The 17351-nt window shown below is 51.2% G+C and carries 17 protein-coding genes; 9 read left to right on the forward strand and 8 right to left on the reverse strand.

Translation table 11 applies throughout. The features are described from left to right. Positions 1–43: 43 nt before the first annotated feature. Positions 44–823, reverse strand: coding sequence for a ferredoxin--NADP reductase (locus EL111_RS06635; protein ID WP_123795421.1), 780 nt, complete (start codon positions 821–823; stop codon positions 44–46). A gap of 213 nt (positions 824–1036) precedes the next feature. On the opposite strand from EL111_RS06635, the gene EL111_RS06640 reads away from it, so the two are divergent. Further along, positions 1037–1549: an ACP-like domain-containing protein gene (locus EL111_RS06640; RefSeq protein WP_123795422.1), complete on the forward strand. Its 513-nt coding sequence runs from the start codon at positions 1037–1039 to the stop codon at positions 1547–1549. Between the two features lie 95 nt (positions 1550–1644). Here EL111_RS06640 and gloA read toward each other — a convergent pair whose 3' ends face one another. Both gloA and ilvA read right to left on the reverse strand, forming a co-directional pair. Beyond that, positions 1645–2058 (reverse strand): lactoylglutathione lyase, encoded by a 414-nt coding sequence (gene gloA / locus EL111_RS06645; protein ID WP_123795423.1) that lies wholly within the window; start codon positions 2056–2058, stop codon positions 1645–1647. Between the two features lie 332 nt (positions 2059–2390). Further along, positions 2391–3917, reverse strand: a complete 1527-nt coding sequence (ilvA, locus tag EL111_RS06650; protein ID WP_123795424.1) for a threonine ammonia-lyase, biosynthetic — start codon at positions 3915–3917, stop codon at positions 2391–2393. 203 nt (positions 3918–4120) lie between these two features. On the opposite strand from ilvA, the gene EL111_RS06655 reads away from it, so the two are divergent. After that, positions 4121–5362, forward strand: coding sequence for a D-alanyl-D-alanine carboxypeptidase family protein (locus EL111_RS06655; RefSeq protein WP_123795425.1), 1242 nt, complete (start codon positions 4121–4123; stop codon positions 5360–5362). A 231-nt stretch (positions 5363–5593) separates the two neighbouring features. Here EL111_RS06655 and EL111_RS06660 read toward each other — a convergent pair whose 3' ends face one another. Continuing rightward, a complete protein-coding gene (locus EL111_RS06660; protein ID WP_123795455.1) occupies positions 5594–6247 on the reverse strand; it encodes a fumarylacetoacetate hydrolase family protein in 654 nt (217 codons plus the stop codon). Between the two features lie 200 nt (positions 6248–6447). Between EL111_RS06660 and purM the strand changes: the two genes are divergently transcribed. Further along, on the forward strand, positions 6448–7482 hold the full coding sequence (purM, locus tag EL111_RS06665) for a phosphoribosylformylglycinamidine cyclo-ligase (RefSeq protein ID WP_123795426.1): 1035 nt from the start codon (positions 6448–6450) through the stop codon (positions 7480–7482). 314 nt (positions 7483–7796) lie between these two features. Here purM and hemF read toward each other — a convergent pair whose 3' ends face one another. The 3 genes from hemF to lon form a co-directional block, all read right to left on the reverse strand. Then, positions 7797–8702, reverse strand: a complete 906-nt coding sequence (gene hemF / locus EL111_RS06670; protein WP_123795427.1) for an oxygen-dependent coproporphyrinogen oxidase — start codon at positions 8700–8702, stop codon at positions 7797–7799. Positions 8703–8863: 161 nt separating this feature from the next. Beyond that, positions 8864–9133: an HU family DNA-binding protein gene (locus tag EL111_RS06675; protein ID WP_123795428.1), complete on the reverse strand. Its 270-nt coding sequence runs from the start codon at positions 9131–9133 to the stop codon at positions 8864–8866. Between the two features lie 276 nt (positions 9134–9409). After that, positions 9410–11872, reverse strand: coding sequence for an endopeptidase La (gene lon, locus EL111_RS06680; protein WP_123795429.1), 2463 nt, complete (start codon positions 11870–11872; stop codon positions 9410–9412). Positions 11873–12134: 262 nt separating this feature from the next. Here lon and EL111_RS06685 point away from each other — a divergent pair, with 262 nt between their 5' ends. The 4 genes from EL111_RS06685 to recA all read left to right on the forward strand — a co-directional run bounded on the left by EL111_RS06685 (position 12135) and on the right by recA (position 15242). Then, positions 12135–12404 (forward strand): HP0495 family protein, encoded by a 270-nt coding sequence (locus EL111_RS06685; protein WP_123795430.1) that lies wholly within the window; start codon positions 12135–12137, stop codon positions 12402–12404. After that, positions 12404–13024 carry a lipoyl(octanoyl) transferase LipB gene (gene lipB, locus EL111_RS06690; protein WP_123795431.1) on the forward strand — a complete coding sequence of 207 codons (621 nt, stop codon included), beginning with the start codon at positions 12404–12406 and terminating at the stop codon, positions 13022–13024. The genes EL111_RS06685 and lipB overlap by 1 nt, the downstream gene beginning before the upstream one ends. Further along, positions 13021–14007, forward strand: a complete 987-nt coding sequence (lipA, locus tag EL111_RS06695; RefSeq protein WP_123795432.1) for a lipoyl synthase — start codon at positions 13021–13023, stop codon at positions 14005–14007. The genes lipB and lipA overlap by 4 nt, the downstream gene beginning before the upstream one ends. 152 nt (positions 14008–14159) lie before the next feature. Then, on the forward strand, positions 14160–15242 hold the full coding sequence (gene recA / locus EL111_RS06700) for a recombinase RecA (protein WP_123795433.1): 1083 nt from the start codon (positions 14160–14162) through the stop codon (positions 15240–15242). A 93-nt stretch (positions 15243–15335) separates the two neighbouring features. On the opposite strand, the gene recR is transcribed toward recA, so the two are convergent. After that, positions 15336–15959, reverse strand: coding sequence for a recombination mediator RecR (gene recR / locus EL111_RS06705; RefSeq protein ID WP_123795434.1), 624 nt, complete (start codon positions 15957–15959; stop codon positions 15336–15338). Positions 15960–16082: 123 nt separating this feature from the next. Between recR and upp the strand changes: the two genes are divergently transcribed. Both upp and EL111_RS06715 read left to right on the forward strand, forming a co-directional pair. Beyond that, positions 16083–16709: a uracil phosphoribosyltransferase gene (upp, locus tag EL111_RS06710; protein ID WP_123795435.1), complete on the forward strand. Its 627-nt coding sequence runs from the start codon at positions 16083–16085 to the stop codon at positions 16707–16709. 57 nt (positions 16710–16766) lie between these two features. After that, on the forward strand, positions 16767–17084 hold the full coding sequence (locus tag EL111_RS06715; protein WP_123795436.1) for a DUF2322 family protein: 318 nt from the start codon (positions 16767–16769) through the stop codon (positions 17082–17084). Positions 17085–17351: the final 267 nt, after the last annotated feature.

Below are 17351 nucleotides of genomic sequence, written 5' to 3' on the forward strand. Positions count from 1 at the left end.
CGTTTTGCAAACAATATGCCGTCTGAAAAATGCCAAACGATTATCAAAATCCGTTTTCCATCATGATTTGCCCGGGAAGACGGTTGCGGTGCATGGTAAAGCCCAAATCCAGTAAGGTTTGGAAGGTGTCTTTCACCATGGCAGGGTTGCCGCAAATCATAAAGCGGGTATCGGCTTGGTTGAAAGTACAGCCTAAATGTGCAGCCAAACTGCCGTTTGCCAGCAGCTCCGGAATACGCTTCATGCTCAAAGCGCCTTCCGTTTCCGCCCGTGTGGTAACGGGAATAAAGCGGAATTTATCGAGATATTCGCCAATCAGCGGATGGTCTTTCAAATCGGCCAGCCGTTGGTTGAAAATCAGCTCTTGCGGATAGGAAACGGAATGCACCAAAGCCAGCCGTTCAAACCGCTGCCAGATTTCGGGTTGCTCCAAAATGGATAAAAACGGCGCAATTCCGGAGCCGGTGCAGAGCATGACCAAATCTTTGCCGTCGGGGAAACGCTCAGGCAGCAAAAAACCGGTTGCGGTTTTGTCCAACAAAATGGTATCCCCCGCCTTCATTTCGGCAAATTTTGCCGACATCGGCCCGTCTTCAATCAAGACGGCAAAATATTCCAATGTGTCGGCATATTCGGCGGAAACAACGGAATAGGCGCGCCAGATAAAGCCTTCTCCGTCCCTAAAACCCAAACGGGAAAACTGTCCTGCGGAGAAACGGTAGGATTCGGGGCGGCTGATGGCGAAGGTGATCAGTTTCGGCGTATGCTGTTTCACCCATAAAACGTGTTCTTCGGTAAATTTGGCTTCGGGCGCTGCTGCCATGCGTTTTCCTTTTGCTGAAGGTAGGTTTGGACGGCATACATTATAGGATAATGCCGTCTGAAAACGGAAATTTTATCTTTCTTATGCGGCTTCTTTACTCGATTTCAAACGTTTTTGCCCGATTTGTAATGATTTTCTGTTAGATTTAATCCGCTGCTGTTTCTTCTTGATTCGGCAGTCCGATTGCTAAGATTTTTAACAGGAGATAAGACGATGAACGTAAATGTAAAACTGATTCTGCCTGCTTTGGTTGCTGCGGCAGCATTGTCGGCGTGCAGCAGTACAAGCCCCGCCAAGCCTGCTCAAAAAGCCGCCGGCCAAGCTGCCCATCAGGTTGATCGTGCCGAAGTACCGCCTACGTTGAATGTTACCTCCATCGATTCCACCAAAGAAGTTGCCTACCGCTGCGGCAATGAAAAATTGAACGTGATGTACGGCATTAAAGGCAACGATGTCGTGGTGGCACAAGTCAAATATCAAAACGAGCTGACCCCGAACTTGAACCGTGTCAGCAATGTTTCCGATTTCAACGCTTTCTGGGGCAACGGTATTTCTTGGTCAACCGATGCTGCCGATGCCGCCAACATCACTAAAGTCAACGGCAATATGCTGACCGAACTGACGGTTACCACCGTAAACGGCAAGCAGGTGGAAACCAACGGTATTTTATTTAAAGAATGCGTACTGGATAAAGCGGCTACCGCCAAGCTGAACATGAAAAAATAACGTTCCCGTAACGCAAAGGCCGTCTGTAAAACCGCACCTTGCAAATACTTTGCTGTTGTGCGGTTTTACAGACGGCCTTTTATTTGCCTAAGCGGTTATTTATCGTATTTTACCGAATCATTTCCGCTGTTTTTCTGGATAAATTCGATTTTGTAGCCGTCGGGATCTTCGACAAACGCAATAACGGTTGTACCGTGCATCATCGGGCCGGCTTCACGGGTAACTTTACCGCCTTTTTGTTTCACCAACTCGCAGGCATGGTAAGCATCATCAACTTCGATGGCGATATGTCCGTAGCCTGTACCCAAGTCATAGTGATCGGTATCCCAGTTGTAAGTCAGCTCGATAACCGTATGCTCGGTTTCCTCTCCGTAGCCGACAAATGCCAGCGAGAACTTACCTTCCGGATAATCGTGCTGGCGCAAGAGTTTCATGCCCAAAACATTTTGATAGAAATCGAGTGATTTTTCCAAATTGCCGACGCGCAGCATGGTGTGCAGCATTCGCATGGCGGTATCCTTTCTTTATTTGATGCGTACCTGCTGATTCTAACATAAATCCGCCCCGCTTCCGCATACCGGCCGGCTGAGCAGGCACGAAAGCCGGCGGGATTTTAGCGGAATTGAAAGATAAGGCCGTCTGCAAATCTTGGCGAACTTTATCTGAAAAAACCGCTTGCAATCCAATTTGCAGACGGCTTCCCGCATACCGGCACTGTGCAGACGCGAAATCGGTGGGATTTGGGCAGAGTTGAAAAATAAGGCTGTCTGCAAATCTTGGCAAACTTTACCCGAAAAAGCCGTCTGCAACGTAATTTGCAGACGGCTTTTCCGATGCGATACTAAGCCAAAAACAAGCGGTAGGCCGTATTTTCGGTTTCTTCCTGATAAGGATAACCCAAACCGTCCAAAAATTCGACAAACGCAGCATCATCACTCGGCGGTACATCAATGCCGACCAAAATGCGCCCGTAGTCCGCACCATGATTGCGGTAGTGGAACAAAGTCATGTTCCAATCGCTCTGCATGGCGTTTAAGAACCTTGCCAATGCGCCCGGACGTTCGGGAAATTCGCAACTGATCAAACGCTCGTTCCGAACCTTGTCGGTACGGCCTCCCACCATATAGCGGATATGGATTTTGGCGATTTCGTTGTGGGTTAAGTCTTGGTTGGGCAGACCCGCGGCAGTCAGTTGCTTGCCGATAACCGCCAAGTCGTGCGAACCGGCCGTCTGCATACCGACAAAAATATGTGCTTTTTTGTCGTCGCCGTAGCGGTAGTTAAATTCGGTGATGTTTCGGTTGCCCAAGATATTGATAAACTCGCGGAAGCTGCCCGGCTGCTCGGGAATGGTTACGGCAAAAATCCCCTCGTTGCCTTCGCCCAACTCGCTGCGTTCGGAAACGTGGCGCAGGCGGTGGAAATTCATGTTTGCCCCGCTGGTAACCGCCACCAGCGTTTTGCCTTCCAAACGGTTGCGTGCGGCATAAGTTTTCAGACCGGCCAGCGCCAGCGCACCGGCAGGCTCAGTAATGCTGCGGGTGTCGTCAAAAATATCTTTGATGGCACCGCAAATCGCATCTGTATCGACAATGATGATGTCGTCCAGCAAATCGCGGCACAAACGGAATGTTTCTTCGCCGACCACCTTCACCGCCGTGCCGTCCGAAAACAGCCCGACATCTTTCAAATGCACCACTTTCCCGGCTTCAACCGATTGCTTCATGCAGTTTGAATCATCGGTTTGTACGCCGATGACTTTGATTTCGGGGCGCACTTGCTTGATAAACGCCGCCACGCCCGCCGCCAGACCGCCCCCGCCGATGGGCAGGAAAACGGCATCGATGGTTTCGGGATATTGGCGCACAATTTCCAAGCCGACCGTCCCTTGTCCGGCAATCACGTCTGGATCGTCAAACGGCGCGATATAGGTCAGCCCGTGTTGCCGAACCAGCTCCATCGCATGATCGAAAGCATCATTGTACGACACGCCTTTCAAAACCACTTCTGCGCCACGGTTTTTCACCGCATCGATTTTAATCTGCGGCGTGGTTTCCGGCATCACGATGATGGCGCGGCAGCCCAAACGCTGCGCCGACAATGCCACGCCTTGGGCATGGTTGCCCGCGCTGGCGGCAATCACGCCGTTTGCCAGCGCCTCTTTGGGCAGCTTGGCCATTTTATTGTACGCACCTCGGATTTTGAAAGAAAACACGGGCTGCAAGTCTTCCCGCTTGAGCAAAACATTATTTTTCAGACGGCCTGACAAACTGCGCGCCTGCTCCAGCGGCGTTTCCACGGCAACATCATACACAGAAGCGGTCAGAATGCGGATTAGGTAATCGGAATAAGACGGGCGTACATTCATGGTATTTTCAAATCAATCGTTTATCGTTCAATCAAAGCGGCAAACTGCCGGTTTCGGTTAAGATACATCAATAATCCGGCAGAAAGGTAAAACCATACCCTCGAGGCCGTCCGAACGCAAGAAAAATCTTAGCAAGGCGGGGCTGAAACGGTATAATGGCGGCCTTTTATACGCTCAGCAAACCCAAAGCGATTTTCTGCCTTATGCACAAAACATTCATCAGTATCGCCCTGTCTGCCCTGATTTTTTCCGCTCCGCTCGCCGCCGCGCCGCAACAGGCAGCCTCCGATCTGCCTGCTTCTGCCGTACCGGCCGATCATGCGGCTTCCGCGCCGGAGATACTGCCGCCGGGCATCAACAGCCCGGCCACTCCGCCCGACATTGCGGCCACGGCATATTTGGTGCGCGACCTGCAAAGCGGACAGACGCTGGCGTCGCAAAACGCCGACACCCCCATCGAGCCGGCCTCGCTGACCAAAATCATGACGGCTTATTTGGTATTCAAAGCATTAGACGAAGGCCGTCTGCAAAAAGAGCAAATGTTGAACGTTTCCGAAAATGCTTGGAAAGTTGCCGGCTCCAGAATGTTTCTCAATCCGAATACGCCGGTCAGCGCAGACGACTTGATTAAAGGCATGGTGGTACAGTCTGCCAACGATGCCGCCATGACGCTCGCCGAAACGCTGGGGCAAGGTTCGGTTGATGAATTTGTCAAACAGATGAACGCCGAAGCGCAGCGTTTGGGCATGGGCAAAACCGTGTTCAAAAACCCGACCGGTCTGCCCGAAGAAGGCCATCTTTCAACCGCCGCCGATTTAATCACCCTTGCCGGGGCGCTGATACGGGATTATCCCCAATATTATCCTGTCTATTCGCTCAAATCATTTGCCTACAACCACATCGAGCAGCCGAACCGCAACCTGCTGCTTTACCGCGACAGCAGCGTAGACGGTATGCAGATCGGTTTTTCGGAAACCGCAGGCTATCATCAGCTTGCCTCCAGCAAACGCAACGGCCGCCGTATCTTATCGGCCGTTATCGGAGCAGACTCGACCGAAGCACGCGCCGCCCAAAGCAGCAAACTGCTCAACTGGGCCTTGCAGGCATTCGATACGCCGCGCCTGTACCGCGCCGGCTCCGCCGTTTCACAGGTAAAAGTGTATAAAGGCAGCAGCAAAACCGTCAGCATAGGCTTTTTAAGCGATGCCTACATGACACTGCCGCGCGACAGTATCCAAAACATGAAACCGATTTTGGAAACTTTCCAACCGGTACTGGCACCGATTCAAAAAGGGCAGATGCTGGGTACGCTGAAAATGGTACAAGACGGCAAAGTGATTGCGGAAAAAGAAGTTGTCGCGCTGGACGGCGTACAGGAAGCCAACTGGTTCTGGCGCACATGGGACAGCATCGTATTATGGTTTAAAAACCTGTTTGGCGGATAAGCAAAAACTTTCCCGATATGCCGCACCGCCGCATACTCTTTGGTTTGCAGTGATTTGAAATCACAATGATACGGCGGCGCGGGGGCTTTACTGCCCGTTCTCATTCTGCCTTACCCGACGATATTCCGACAATCAAAACAAACCGTTTCGGCGGCAAAAGGCCGTCTGCAAAATGCCGTTTGGACACTTTTGCAGACGGCCTTGTCATACCGACATTGTGATGATTAGCCTTCAGGCTACGGTAAATTCTGCGCGGATTTTGTCTTCCAGCGCCAACACCAAGCGGTCGCCGGCGGATAACTTCCCTACTCCCTGCGGCGTGCCGGTAAAGATAATATCGCCGCGCTGCAAACCATAGGTTTCCGCCAATTCCGCCACCATTTTGCCTAAAGGGTGAATCATCAGGCCGGTCTGTCCGTGCTGACGCAATGCGCCGTTGATGTACAGCGTAAATTCGCAATCGTCGGGATTAGGCAACTCCGCCGACGGGATAAAATCGGACACACAGGCAGATTGTTTGAAACCTTTGGCTTTAAACCACGGCAAACCCTTGTCTTTCAAACGGCTCTGTATATCCCGTGCGGTCAAATCCAATCCTACGCCATAGCCCGAAATATAATCGCGCCAATCGTCTTCGGCGGTCAGGCCGTCTGTATTTTTGCCTACCAGCAGCAAAAGTTCGCATTCGAAATGCACGTCCGAGCTGAACGGCGGCAGCTTGATGATACTGCCGTTGCCCGCCAAGCTGCCGGTCGGTTTGCCGAATACCACCATTTCAGACGGCATTTCATTTTTCAATTCTTCAATATGCGCCACATAATTGCGCCCAATACAGAAAATATTGCCTGCCGCAACCGCCTCTCCGTTCAAACAAACCGTTATCATCATCTTTCTCCTGATTATTGTGCCGATATTGCAGCATACGATACGCGATTGAGTACCGTTTGACAACCGCACCCGCCGCCGCACTCCCCCAACCGCATTCTGCTGTAAAAAAATTCGGTTCTGCCTGCGCCAGCGTGATGAAAATACGGTAAAATACTTTTTTACTGTCAAACTTTTCCCCGATACAAGGAATAACCCGAATGAGCACTTCTTTAAGCTACCGCGACGCAGGTGTCGACATCGATGCCGGCGACCAATTGGTCGAAAACATCAAACCTTTTGCCAAACGCACCATGCGCCCCGAAGTGCTGGGCGATTTGGGCGGCTTCGGCGCGCTGGTGGAAATCAGCAAAAAATACCAAAACCCCGTCCTCGTATCGGGTACAGACGGTGTCGGCACCAAGCTGAAACTGGCTTTCGACTGGGACAAACACGACACCGTAGGCATCGACTTGGTGGCGATGAGCGTGAACGATATTCTGGTTCAGGGCGCGGAGCCGCTGTTTTTCCTCGATTACTTCGCCTGCGGCAAATTGGACGTTGCCCGCGCCACCGATGTGATTAAAGGCATCGCACAAGGCTGCGAAGAGTCCGGCTGCGCCCTCATCGGCGGTGAAACTGCCGAAATGCCCGGCATGTATCCGGTTGGCGAATACGACTTGGCGGGCTTTGCCGTCGGCGTGGTGGAAAAAGACCGCGTCATCAACGGCCGCAGCATCGTGGCCGGCGACGTGGTGTTGGGCTTGGCCTCCAACGGCGCGCATTCCAACGGCTATTCGCTGGTGCGCAAAATCATCGAGCGCGACAACCCTGATTTGGATGCCGAGTTCGACAACGGCAAAACCCTGCGCGAAGCCATTATCGCCCCTACCCGCCTGTATGTAAAACCGATTCTGGCGGCTTTGGAAAAATTCACCATCAAAGGCATGGCGCACATTACCGGCGGCGGCATTACCGAAAACGTGCCGCGCGTACTGCCTGAAAACACAGTCGCGCAAATCGATGCCAAAGCGTGGAAACTGCCCAAGCTGTTCCAATGGCTGCAAAAAGCGGGCAATGTCGAACAGCAGGAAATGTACCGCACGTTCAACTGCGGCATCGGCATGGTGGTCATCATTGCCAAAGAAGATGCCGAAGCGGTACAGGCATTCTTGGCCGGACAAGGCGAAACCGTTTACCGCTTGGGCGAAATCCGCACCCGCAACGGCGACGAACACCAAACCCAAGTTGCCTAACCGTTTTCCCTGTTTGTATTTTCATAAAAAGGCCGTCTGCAAAAACACAATATGTATTTTGCAGACGGCCTTTTTATGCCCGAATCACTCAAAATATAGTCAAATAAAATAAGAATGAGACAAGGCAGCGAAGCCGCAGACAGTACACATAGTACGGCAAGGCAAAGCAACGATGTATCATTCTTATTTTAAATGACTATAAGACAAAGAAGCAAAACCGCATACCATACAGGCATGCGGGATTGCTGCTTGAACAGCTTAATTAAGCCCTCTCTTCGGGTAACGCTGCATCATGCTGTGTGAAATAACTGTTTTTATGCCAATTCCGCCAACCAGTCTCGCGGTTGCAAAAATTCATTCAGCCTTGCTTCCGCGCTGCCTGCCTGCGGCTCATACCGGTATTCAAAACGCACCAGCGGCGGCATGGACATCAAAATACTTTCGGTACGACCGCCGCTTTGCAGCCCGAACAGCGTTCCCCTGTCCCAAACCAGATTAAATTCGACATAGCGGCCACGGCGGTAAAGCTGGAAATCCCGCTCACGCTCCCCGTAAACCGTATGCTTGCGCTTGGCGACAATGGGCAGGTAAGCCTGCGTATAGCCTTCGCCCACTGCCCGAATAAAGTTCAGGCAGGTCTCAAAATCCCAATCATTTAAATCATCAAAAAACAAGCCGCCCACGCCGCGCGTTTCATTACGGTGTTTCAAGTAAAAATAGTCATCGCACCATTTTTTGTAACGCGGATACACTTCTTCTCCAAACGGCAGGCACAAATCGCGTGCAGCGGTATGCCAATGGACAATATCTTCTTCAAACGGATAAAACGGCGTTAAATCAAAACCGCCGCCAAACCACCAAACGGGATTGCCCTCTTCGGGATAAGCGATGAAAAAACGGACGTTGGCATGGCTGGTCGGCACATAAGGGTTTCTCGGGTGGATAACCAGCGATACGCCCATTGCTTCAAAGCGCGCTCCGGCCAGTTCCGGGCGGTGTGCGGTAGCCGATGCAGGCATTTCCTCACCTTTTACATGGGAAAAATTCACGCCGGCCTGCTCGAATACTGCTCCGTTTTTCAACACCCTGCTAACCCCGCTGCCCAATTTGCTCTGCCAGCGATCTTCTTCAAACACCGAACGGCCGTCTTCGGCCTGCAAAGCGTTACAGATTTGATTTTGAAGCGATTGTAGAAAACTGATTACGGATTCGGTGTACATGGTTTACCTTTGAAATACGGACTGATGGGTTTGGAATGCAAAGTTGTCGATACGCTGTACGAATCAGCATACCGGCCGTCTGCACAGTGATTACGGCGATATACCCGATAAGACAAAAGCCGAACTGGGCAAGTTCGGCTTTCAGGCTGTACAGTTTTAGATTACAGCGCGTCTTTCAATGCTTTACCGGCACGGAATTTCGGGGTTTTCGCTGCCGGAATGGTCAGAGACTCACCGGTTTGCGGGTTACGGCCTTGACGCTCGGCACGCTCGCCAACGTAGAAAGTACCGAAACCAACCAAAGTAACGGTGTCGCCTTTTTTCAGAGCTTCGGTTACGGCATTGGTAGTCGCATCCAGCGCTTTTTGGGCGGCGGCTTTAGAGATACCGGCTTCTTGAGCAATTGCTTCGATTAATTCAGACTTGTTCACAATCAGTCCCTTCTATCGTTAAAAATAATGATTACCCCGAGTACTCGGGATTTTCCGTACTTTGAAGAACCTGTATTCATAAGCTGCATATCTTGCCCGGCGGTACTGCACTCCCAAGCTCAAAACGGTTGCAAGGCTTATGGATACAGGCTCTGTGTACCTGTTGTGCTTTATAGCAATTCTGAAATTACCATGTCAAGTGAAAAATGCGGAATTCCCTTGTTTTAAGGGCTTTCAGGGAAATTCCGCATTTTTTGCAACACATTTTGACAAAACTTAATGTTTTGTTGCCTTGGCTCTTGACGTTTTGTTTTTTGGGCTTTCAAGCGTATTTGCAGACGGCATCAGCGGTGCTTGGTAAGGTTCCGGCTGCGTTTCCAAACCCAATGCCAAGACTTCGTCTATCCATTTTACGGGGTGGATGGTCAAGCCGGTTTTTACGTTTTCCGGAATTTCCTCCAAATCCTTCACGTTGTCTTTCGGAATCAACACATGCTTGATACCGCCACGCAATGCTGCCAGCAGTTTTTCTTTCAAACCTCCGATAGGCAGCACTTCGCCGCGCAGGGTAATTTCCCCCGTCATGGCAACATCCGCACGCACCGGAATTTTGGTAAACGCTGACACCATAGCCAAAGTCATGGCAATACCCGCACTCGGGCCGTCTTTTGGTGTAGCGCCTTCAGGCACATGGACATGAATGTCTTTTTTCTCATAGAAATCCGGCGCAAGCCCCACAGATACCGCACGGGAGCGCACAACCGACCAAGCAGCCGATACGGATTCCTTCATCACGTCGCCAAGCTGCCCCGTACTTTGAATCACGCCTTTACCCGGCAAAGACACGGCCTCTACCGTCAGCAGCTCGCCGCCAACTTCCGTCCATGCCAAGCCGGTAACCTGACCGATACGGTTTTCACTTTCGGCAACACCGTAGTCAAAACGGCGCACGCCCAAAAATTCATGCAAATTTGCAGAATCGACTTGCAGCGCTTCAGCCTTTCCACCCTTGGCAGCTTTTGCCTTGGAAGACTTTTTCTTGTCTTCCGCCAAAGTCAGTTTCATGACCACTTTCCGGCAGATTTTCGCTACTTCGCGATCCAGCGAGCGGACACCGGCCTCTCTGGTGTAGTAACGGATAATATCCCGTACCGCACTTTCTTCGATGTTCAATTCGCCTTCTTTTACCCCGTTGCGCTTCATTTGCTTCGGCACGAGATACTGCATGGCGATATTGACTTTTTCATCTTCGGTATATCCCGACAAGCGGATGATTTCCATGCGGTCAAGCAATGCCGAAGGAATATTCAGACTGTTGGAAGTGGCGATAAACATCACGTCGCTCAAGTCATAATCTACTTCTGCATAATGGTCGGCAAACTTATTATTTTGCTCGGGATCAAGCACTTCCAACAAAGCCGCTGCGGGATCTCCACGGAAATCGTTGCCCAACTTGTCGATTTCATCAAGCAGGAACAATGGATTTTTAACCCCTGCCTTAGCCATGTTTTGCAGAATCTTGCCCGGCATAGAGCCGATATAGGTACGGCGGTGCCCACGGATTTCGCTTTCATCGCGCACGCCGCCCAATGCCATACGGACATACCGGCGGCCGGTGGCTTTGGCAATAGATTCTCCCAACGAAGTTTTACCCACGCCCGGAGGGCCTACCAGACACAAAATCGGCCCTTTGAGCTTATCCATGCGTTTTTGCACGGCAAGATATTCCAAAATACGCTCTTTGACTTTTTCCAAGCCGTAATGATCGGCATTCAGCACCAAATCTGCTTTGGCAATATCTTTGCTGACGCGGGATTTTTTCTTCCATGGCAGTTCCAGCAGCGTATCGATATAGTTGCGGACCACCGTCGATTCTGCCGACATCGGCGGCATCATTTTCAGTTTTTTCAACTCAGACAGGCATTTTTCTTCCGCTTCTTTCGTCATGCTTGCTTCTTTAATTTTCTTCTCCAGCGCTTCCAACTCGCCGCGCTCGTCTTCCTCACCCAGCTCTTTTTGAATCGCCTTGACCTGCTCGTTCAAATAATATTCGCGCTGTGATTTTTCCATTTGGCGTTTCACGCGCCCGCGGATACGCTTCTCCACCTGCATGATGTCCAGTTCGGCTTCAAGCTGGCCGAGCAGCAACTCCATGCGCGCTGCCACGCTCGCGGTTTCCAAAATTTCCTGACGTTGCGGCAGTTTCAGTTGCAAATGGGCGGCAACGGTATCAACCAAACGGCTGTTTTCGTTGATGGCATTGATGGTATTGACGATTTCGGCCGGAATTTTTTTGTTCAGTTTGGCATACTGGTCAAACTGCGACAGCAAAGTACGGCGCAACGCTTCCATGTCCGGCGCATTCTCGTCCTCATTTTCATCGACCGCTTCGATATGCGACAAAAATATGTCTCCAACATCTTCCACGGTTAACGCCTTGGCGCGGCGAAGCCCCTCCACCAATACCTTAACCGTACCGTCCGGCAGCTTCAAAACCTGCAACACCTTCGCCACCGTACCGGTTTTGTGCAAATCTTTCGGAGCAGGCTCTTCCGTATTGGGATCGAGCTGCGCCAGCAAAAACACAGGCTCATCGTTGCCCATTGCCATTTCCAGCGCGGCAATCGATTTCGGCCGGCCGACAAACAGCGGCAGCACCATATACGGATAAACCACCACATCACGCAACGGCAGGGTTGCCAATGCGCTGTATTCCTCAAAATGTTGCTCTTGTGACATATTTTTATATCTCTATTGTTGTTTGAACAGAACTTCAACGTTAAGTTGGGCTGACAGGGATAATTTCAAGACTTGAAAAAAGTTTTTATGCGCCTATTTAAGCAACAACGTTTTTCAATGGATTATGCCGTATTTTTTGCGGTAAAATAATGCCCGTCCGAAAAAAGGCCGTCTGCAAAAAGCTGCCCTATCCATTTGGATTTTACAGCCGCCGGCACGACTCGGGCAATTTGCAGACGGCATTCAAAAGGAACCATCACACATGACTACCGAAAAAACCACTCTGCTTGAGTTTCCGTGTACCTTCCCGCTGAAAGTCATGGGAGCGGTTCACCCCGAATTTGAAAACGCTGTTTTGGAAACCGTGCGCCGGTACGCGCCCGATACCGAAGCACACCACATCACCAGCCGCCCGAGCAGCAAAGGCAATTACACCGGCGTAACCGTACAGGTTTATGTAACCGGCCAAGAACAGCTCGACAACATCTACCACGCCCTCACTTCGCACGAAATGGTCAAAGTGGTGCTGTAATGAAAATCATACATAAAGGTCTGGCGGATTACGCGCCGACATTTGAAGCCATGAAAGCCTTCAATGCCGCACGCGACGAAAATACCGAAGACGAATTGTGGGTAGTCGAACACCCGCCCGTTTTTACGCAAGGCTTGGCAGGCAAACCCGAGCATCTGCTGTTCGGCAGCGACATTCCCGTGGTGCAGATTGACCGCGGCGGGCAAATCACTTATCACGGCCCCGGCCAGCTTGTCGTATACACCATGATAGACTTCAAACGCCGCAAAAAATCCGTGCGCCATATCGTTTCCGCCTTGGAAAACAGCATCATTGCCACACTGGCCGAATACGGCATTACCGCCGCCGCCGACCCCAAACGCCCCGGCGTATATATAGGCGAACAAAAAATCGCCTCATTGGGGCTACGGATTAAAAACGGCTCGGTCTATCACGGCCTCGCGCTGAACGTAAATATGGACTTGACTCCCTTCCACCAAATCAACCCCTGCGGCTATGCAGGCATGGAAATGACCCAAATCGCCGATTGGGTACAACCCTGCCCCACCTTGGACGAAGTAGCCGGCAAACTGACCGCACATCTCAGCACGCAACTCACACCGAAAGAAACAGAATCATGAGCGACATCAAAGCAGACGACCCCAAACGCGGCATCAAACTCAGAGGCGCAGACAAAACCGCGCGTATCCCGATTAAAGTTGTTCCCCTGCAAGAAAAGCTGAAGAAGCCCGAATGGATCCGCGCCAAGCTCCCTACTAAAAAATTCTTTGAAATCAAAGATATTTTACGCAATCAAAAAATGCACACCGTGTGCGAAGAAGCCTCTTGCCCGAACATTGGCGAATGCTTCAGCAAAGGCACCGCCACCTTTATGATTATGGGTGACATCTGCACCCGTCGCTGCCCGTTCTGCGATGTGGGACACGGCCGTCCGAACATGCTCGATCCCGACGAACCAAAAAATCTGGCAGAATCCGTTGCCGCCATGAATCTGCGTTACGTCGTGATTACCTCGGTTGACCGCGACGACTTGCGCGACGGCGGCGCACAACATTTCGCCGACTGCATCAAAGCCATCCGCGAACGCAGCCCGCACACCAAAATCGAAATCCTCGTCCCCGATTTCCGCGGCCGCTTGGACATTGCCCTGCAAATTCTCGCGGAAACACCGCCCGATGTGATGAACCATAATCTGGAAACCCACCCCAGCCTGTATAAAAAAGCACGCCCCGGAGCGGATTACCAGCACTCGCTGAACCTGCTGCGCCGTTATAAAGAAATGATGCCGCATATTCCGACCAAATCCGGCATCATGGTCGGACTGGGCGAAAGCGACGACGACGTACGCGAAATCATGCGCGATATGCGGGCGCACAATATCGAGATGATTACCATCGGTCAATATCTGCAACCTTCAGACGGCCATTTGCCGGTATTGCGCTACGTTACGCCCGAGCAATTTAAAATCTTTGAAAAAGAAGCCTATGAAATGGGTTTCAGCAATGCCGCCATCGGCGCAATGGTGCGCTCCAGCTACCATGCCGACGAGCAGGCCGCCGAAACGCTGCGCGAAAGCCACGGACAAGGCGCGTGCAGCCATTAACCGCTTGTTTGATACAATTTGCAGACGGCATTCCGCCCATGTTTTCTTATGCCGTCTGCAAATAAATTAAAAAATAACTATACTTTTTCTTATTTTGTGCGATAATAGCTAAATAAATTCTTAGCTAACCCGTTTTTTGCGAAAGACACACTATGGCGACCGACAAAAGCAAATTAGATGACAAAAACAAACCGGAAGACAAAAGCAAAGCCCTTGCTGCCGCCTTAGCCCAAATCGAAAAAAGTTTCGGTAAAGGCTCCATCATGAAAATGGACGGCAGCCACAAGCAGGAAGATCTCGAAGTTATCTCCACCGGCTCGCTCGGCTTGGATTTGGCCTTGGGTGTCGGCGGTCTGCCGCGCGGTCGTGTCGTTGAAATTTTCGGCCCGGAATCATCAGGTAAAACCACCTTATGTTTGGAATCCATCGCCCAATGCCAAAAAAACGGCGGTGTGTGTGCCTTTATTGATGCGGAACACGCTTTCGATCCGATTTACGCACGCAAACTGGGCGTAAAAGTAGAAGAACTTTACCTTTCCCAGCCGGATACCGGCGAGCAGGCACTGGAAATCTGCGATACCTTGGTACGCTCCGGCGGCGTGGACATGGTGGTAGTGGACTCCGTTGCCGCCTTGGTACCGAAAGCCGAAATCGAAGGCGAAATGGGTGACAGCCACGTCGGCCTGCAAGCGCGCCTGATGAGCCAAGCCCTGCGAAAATTAACCGGCCACATCAAGCGTACCAACACGCTGGTGGTATTCATCAACCAAATCCGCATGAAAATCGGTGTGGTATATGGCAGCCCGGAAACCACTACCGGCGGTAACGCATTGAAATTCTATGCTTCCGTTCGCCTCGATATCCGCCGTGCGGGGCAAATCAAAAAAGGTGATGAGATTTTAGGCAATGAAACCAAAGTCAAAGTCATCAAAAACAAAGTTGCGCCGCCGTTCCGCCAAGCAGAATTTGATATTCTTTACGGTGAAGGCATCAGCTGGGAGGGCGAGCTGATCGACATCGGTGTGAAACACGACATCATCGACAAATCAGGCGCATGGTACAGCTACAACGATACAAAAATCGGTCAAGGTAAAGACAACGTGCGCCTGTGGCTGAAAGAAAATCCGGAGATTGCCGAAGAAATCAGTAACAAAATCCGTGAAGTCATCGGCGTAAACATCGAAATTACCGAAGGCAGACTGGACGAAACCGACGGCGAACAGCCTGAAGAATAATTCTCCGATTTTGAGCAACGATAAAGGCCGTCTGCAAATTCAACATTTTGCAGACGGCCTTTTCACATATTATCCGTTTAGCGCAATAGCGGCTTATTCGGTTTGTTCATGCTCTTTGAGCAAACGCCGTTCATAAACTGCCTGCGCCAATGTTCCCGCATCGACATATTCCAACTCTCCGCCCAGCGGAATGCCTTTTGCCAGCCGGCTGACGCGATAAGGCAGTGTTTTAAACAACTCCGCCAACACATAAGCAGTCGCATCGCCTTCCGCCGTATGGTTGGTGGCGATGATAATTTCTTCCACTTCACTCTGTTGCAGACGACCAACCAATTTATCCAGCGCAATGGCAGAAATATCCATTCCTTGTGCCGGATTGATTTGCCCCATGAGGACAAAATACAATCCGTCATGGCAGTTTGCCGTTTCCATATTCGACACATCGGCAGGCATATGCACAACCATCAAACGGCGGGCATCGCGTGTACTGTCGCTGCAAATGCTGCACAATTCTCCCTCGCAAAAAGTATTGCATTGCGCGCAATGGCTCACCTGCTTTAAAGCATGTTGCAGCGCATCGACCAACTCTTGCGCCTCCTTGCGCTTATGCTGCAGCAAATGGTGTGCCATACGCTGTGCGGATTTCGGACCGACATTCGGCAATACCTTCAAAGCATTGGTCAAGCGTGCAAAGGCATCGGGTTGTTTGTTCATCATTTCAGGCGGCATGTTTCTCGAAACCGCCATTATAACAGCCCTTCAGCCCTTTGCTGCGTTTCTTTCCACCCCAAAAAAACGTATAATGACGTTTATCCGAACATCTCACCATTAGGACGTAAAATGAACGTTACCGTTATCAATCATCCGCTTGTCCGCCACAAACTGACCCTGATGCGCGAAGCCGATTGCAGCACGTACAAATTCCGCACCCTGACAACCGAACTCGCCCGCCTGATGGCTTACGAAGCCAGCCGCGATTTCGATGTGGAAAAATACATCATCGACGGCTGGTGCGGCCCGATTGAGGGCGACCGTATCAAAGGCAAAACCCTGACTGTCGTACCGATTCTGCGTGCTGGTTTGGGTATGCTGGACGGTGTGCTGGACTTGATTCCTACCGCCAAAATCAGCGTGGTGGGCCTCCAGCGTGATGAAGAAACGTTAAAGCCGGTTTCCTATTTCGAAAAATTCGTGGACAGTATGGACGAGCGTCCCGCCCTGATTATCGATCCCATGCTGGCAACCGGCGGATCAATGGTGGCCACCATCGACCTGCTTAAAGCCAAAGGCTGCAAGCAAATCAAAGCATTGGTACTCGTTGCCGCGCCGGAAGGGGTCAAACTGGTCAACGAAGCGCACCCCGATGTTACCATTTACACCGCCGCCCTCGACAGCCATCTGAACGAACAAGGCTATATTATTCCGGGCTTGGGCGATGCCGGCGATAAAATTTTCGGCACACGCTAACCCCTGCCAAGCTGCTCGATACTGCCTTACCCCAACGATTTACCACAAAGGATACCCATGAGCTTCCAAGATAATCTTGCCACCCTGCCCGCCATCGACCACCTCAGCGGCCTAGATGTTTGCGATACCACCGGCGCGGTTCTGCACCACATTCCTGCCGCACCGGGCAAACTCGGGTCGTTAAAACTTTATCATGCGCTGGCACAAGAGTTTGACGGCAAACTCGACAGTGCGGCAGCCGAGCGCGGGCTGGAACTGTTTGCCGAGCATGTTGCCGATGCGGAAGCCAATCCCGGCAAACACCCGAACATTGATTTGCTGTTCAAAGTACGCAGCGAACACTTGGTGCTGACCTTAAAGCCGTTAACTGCCTAAACAACCTCAATCAGCTTACAAACACCTGCCGGAGAATCCTTCCCGCAGGTGTTTTTATCGTTGTAGCGCACAGCATGAAGCCGAATCTTCGGAACAACAGATTGATTCTTCAACTGCTCGTTCGTTCCCCTTTGAGCAAAGCGCAGCGATATGTTTTAAGCAGCATGGTTTATATAGTCGAATAAAATAAGAATGAGACAAGGCAGCGAAGCCGCAGACAGTACACATAGTACGGCAAGGCAAAGCAACGCTGTATCATTCTTATTT

Source organism: Neisseria animalis (assembly GCF_900636515.1).
Classification (GTDB): domain Bacteria; phylum Pseudomonadota; class Gammaproteobacteria; order Burkholderiales; family Neisseriaceae; genus Neisseria; species Neisseria animalis.

Excerpts from the sequence above, each read along its gene's own strand:
- EL111_RS06635 (WP_123795421.1), bottom strand. The coding sequence starts at position 823 with ATGGCAGCAGCGCCCGAAGCCAAATTTACCGAAGAACACGTTTTATGG.
- EL111_RS06640 (WP_123795422.1), top strand. The coding sequence starts at position 1,037 with ATGAACGTAAATGTAAAACTGATTCTGCCTGCTTTGGTTGCTGCGGCA.
- gloA (WP_123795423.1), bottom strand. The coding sequence starts at position 2,058 with ATGCGAATGCTGCACACCATGCTGCGCGTCGGCAATTTGGAAAAATCA.
- ilvA (WP_123795424.1), bottom strand. The coding sequence starts at position 3,917 with ATGAATGTACGCCCGTCTTATTCCGATTACCTAATCCGCATTCTGACC.
- EL111_RS06655 (WP_123795425.1), top strand. The coding sequence starts at position 4,121 with ATGCACAAAACATTCATCAGTATCGCCCTGTCTGCCCTGATTTTTTCC.
- EL111_RS06660 (WP_123795455.1), bottom strand. The coding sequence starts at position 6,247 with ATGATAACGGTTTGTTTGAACGGAGAGGCGGTTGCGGCAGGCAATATT.
- purM (WP_123795426.1), top strand. The coding sequence starts at position 6,448 with ATGAGCACTTCTTTAAGCTACCGCGACGCAGGTGTCGACATCGATGCC.
- hemF (WP_123795427.1), bottom strand. The coding sequence starts at position 8,702 with ATGTACACCGAATCCGTAATCAGTTTTCTACAATCGCTTCAAAATCAA.
- lon (WP_123795429.1), bottom strand. The coding sequence starts at position 11,872 with ATGTCACAAGAGCAACATTTTGAGGAATACAGCGCATTGGCAACCCTG.
- EL111_RS06685 (WP_123795430.1), top strand. The coding sequence starts at position 12,135 with ATGACTACCGAAAAAACCACTCTGCTTGAGTTTCCGTGTACCTTCCCG.
- lipB (WP_123795431.1), top strand. The coding sequence starts at position 12,404 with ATGAAAATCATACATAAAGGTCTGGCGGATTACGCGCCGACATTTGAA.
- lipA (WP_123795432.1), top strand. The coding sequence starts at position 13,021 with ATGAGCGACATCAAAGCAGACGACCCCAAACGCGGCATCAAACTCAGA.
- recA (WP_123795433.1), top strand. The coding sequence starts at position 14,160 with ATGGCGACCGACAAAAGCAAATTAGATGACAAAAACAAACCGGAAGAC.
- recR (WP_123795434.1), bottom strand. The coding sequence starts at position 15,959 with ATGATGAACAAACAACCCGATGCCTTTGCACGCTTGACCAATGCTTTG.
- upp (WP_123795435.1), top strand. The coding sequence starts at position 16,083 with ATGAACGTTACCGTTATCAATCATCCGCTTGTCCGCCACAAACTGACC.
- EL111_RS06715 (WP_123795436.1), top strand. The coding sequence starts at position 16,767 with ATGAGCTTCCAAGATAATCTTGCCACCCTGCCCGCCATCGACCACCTC.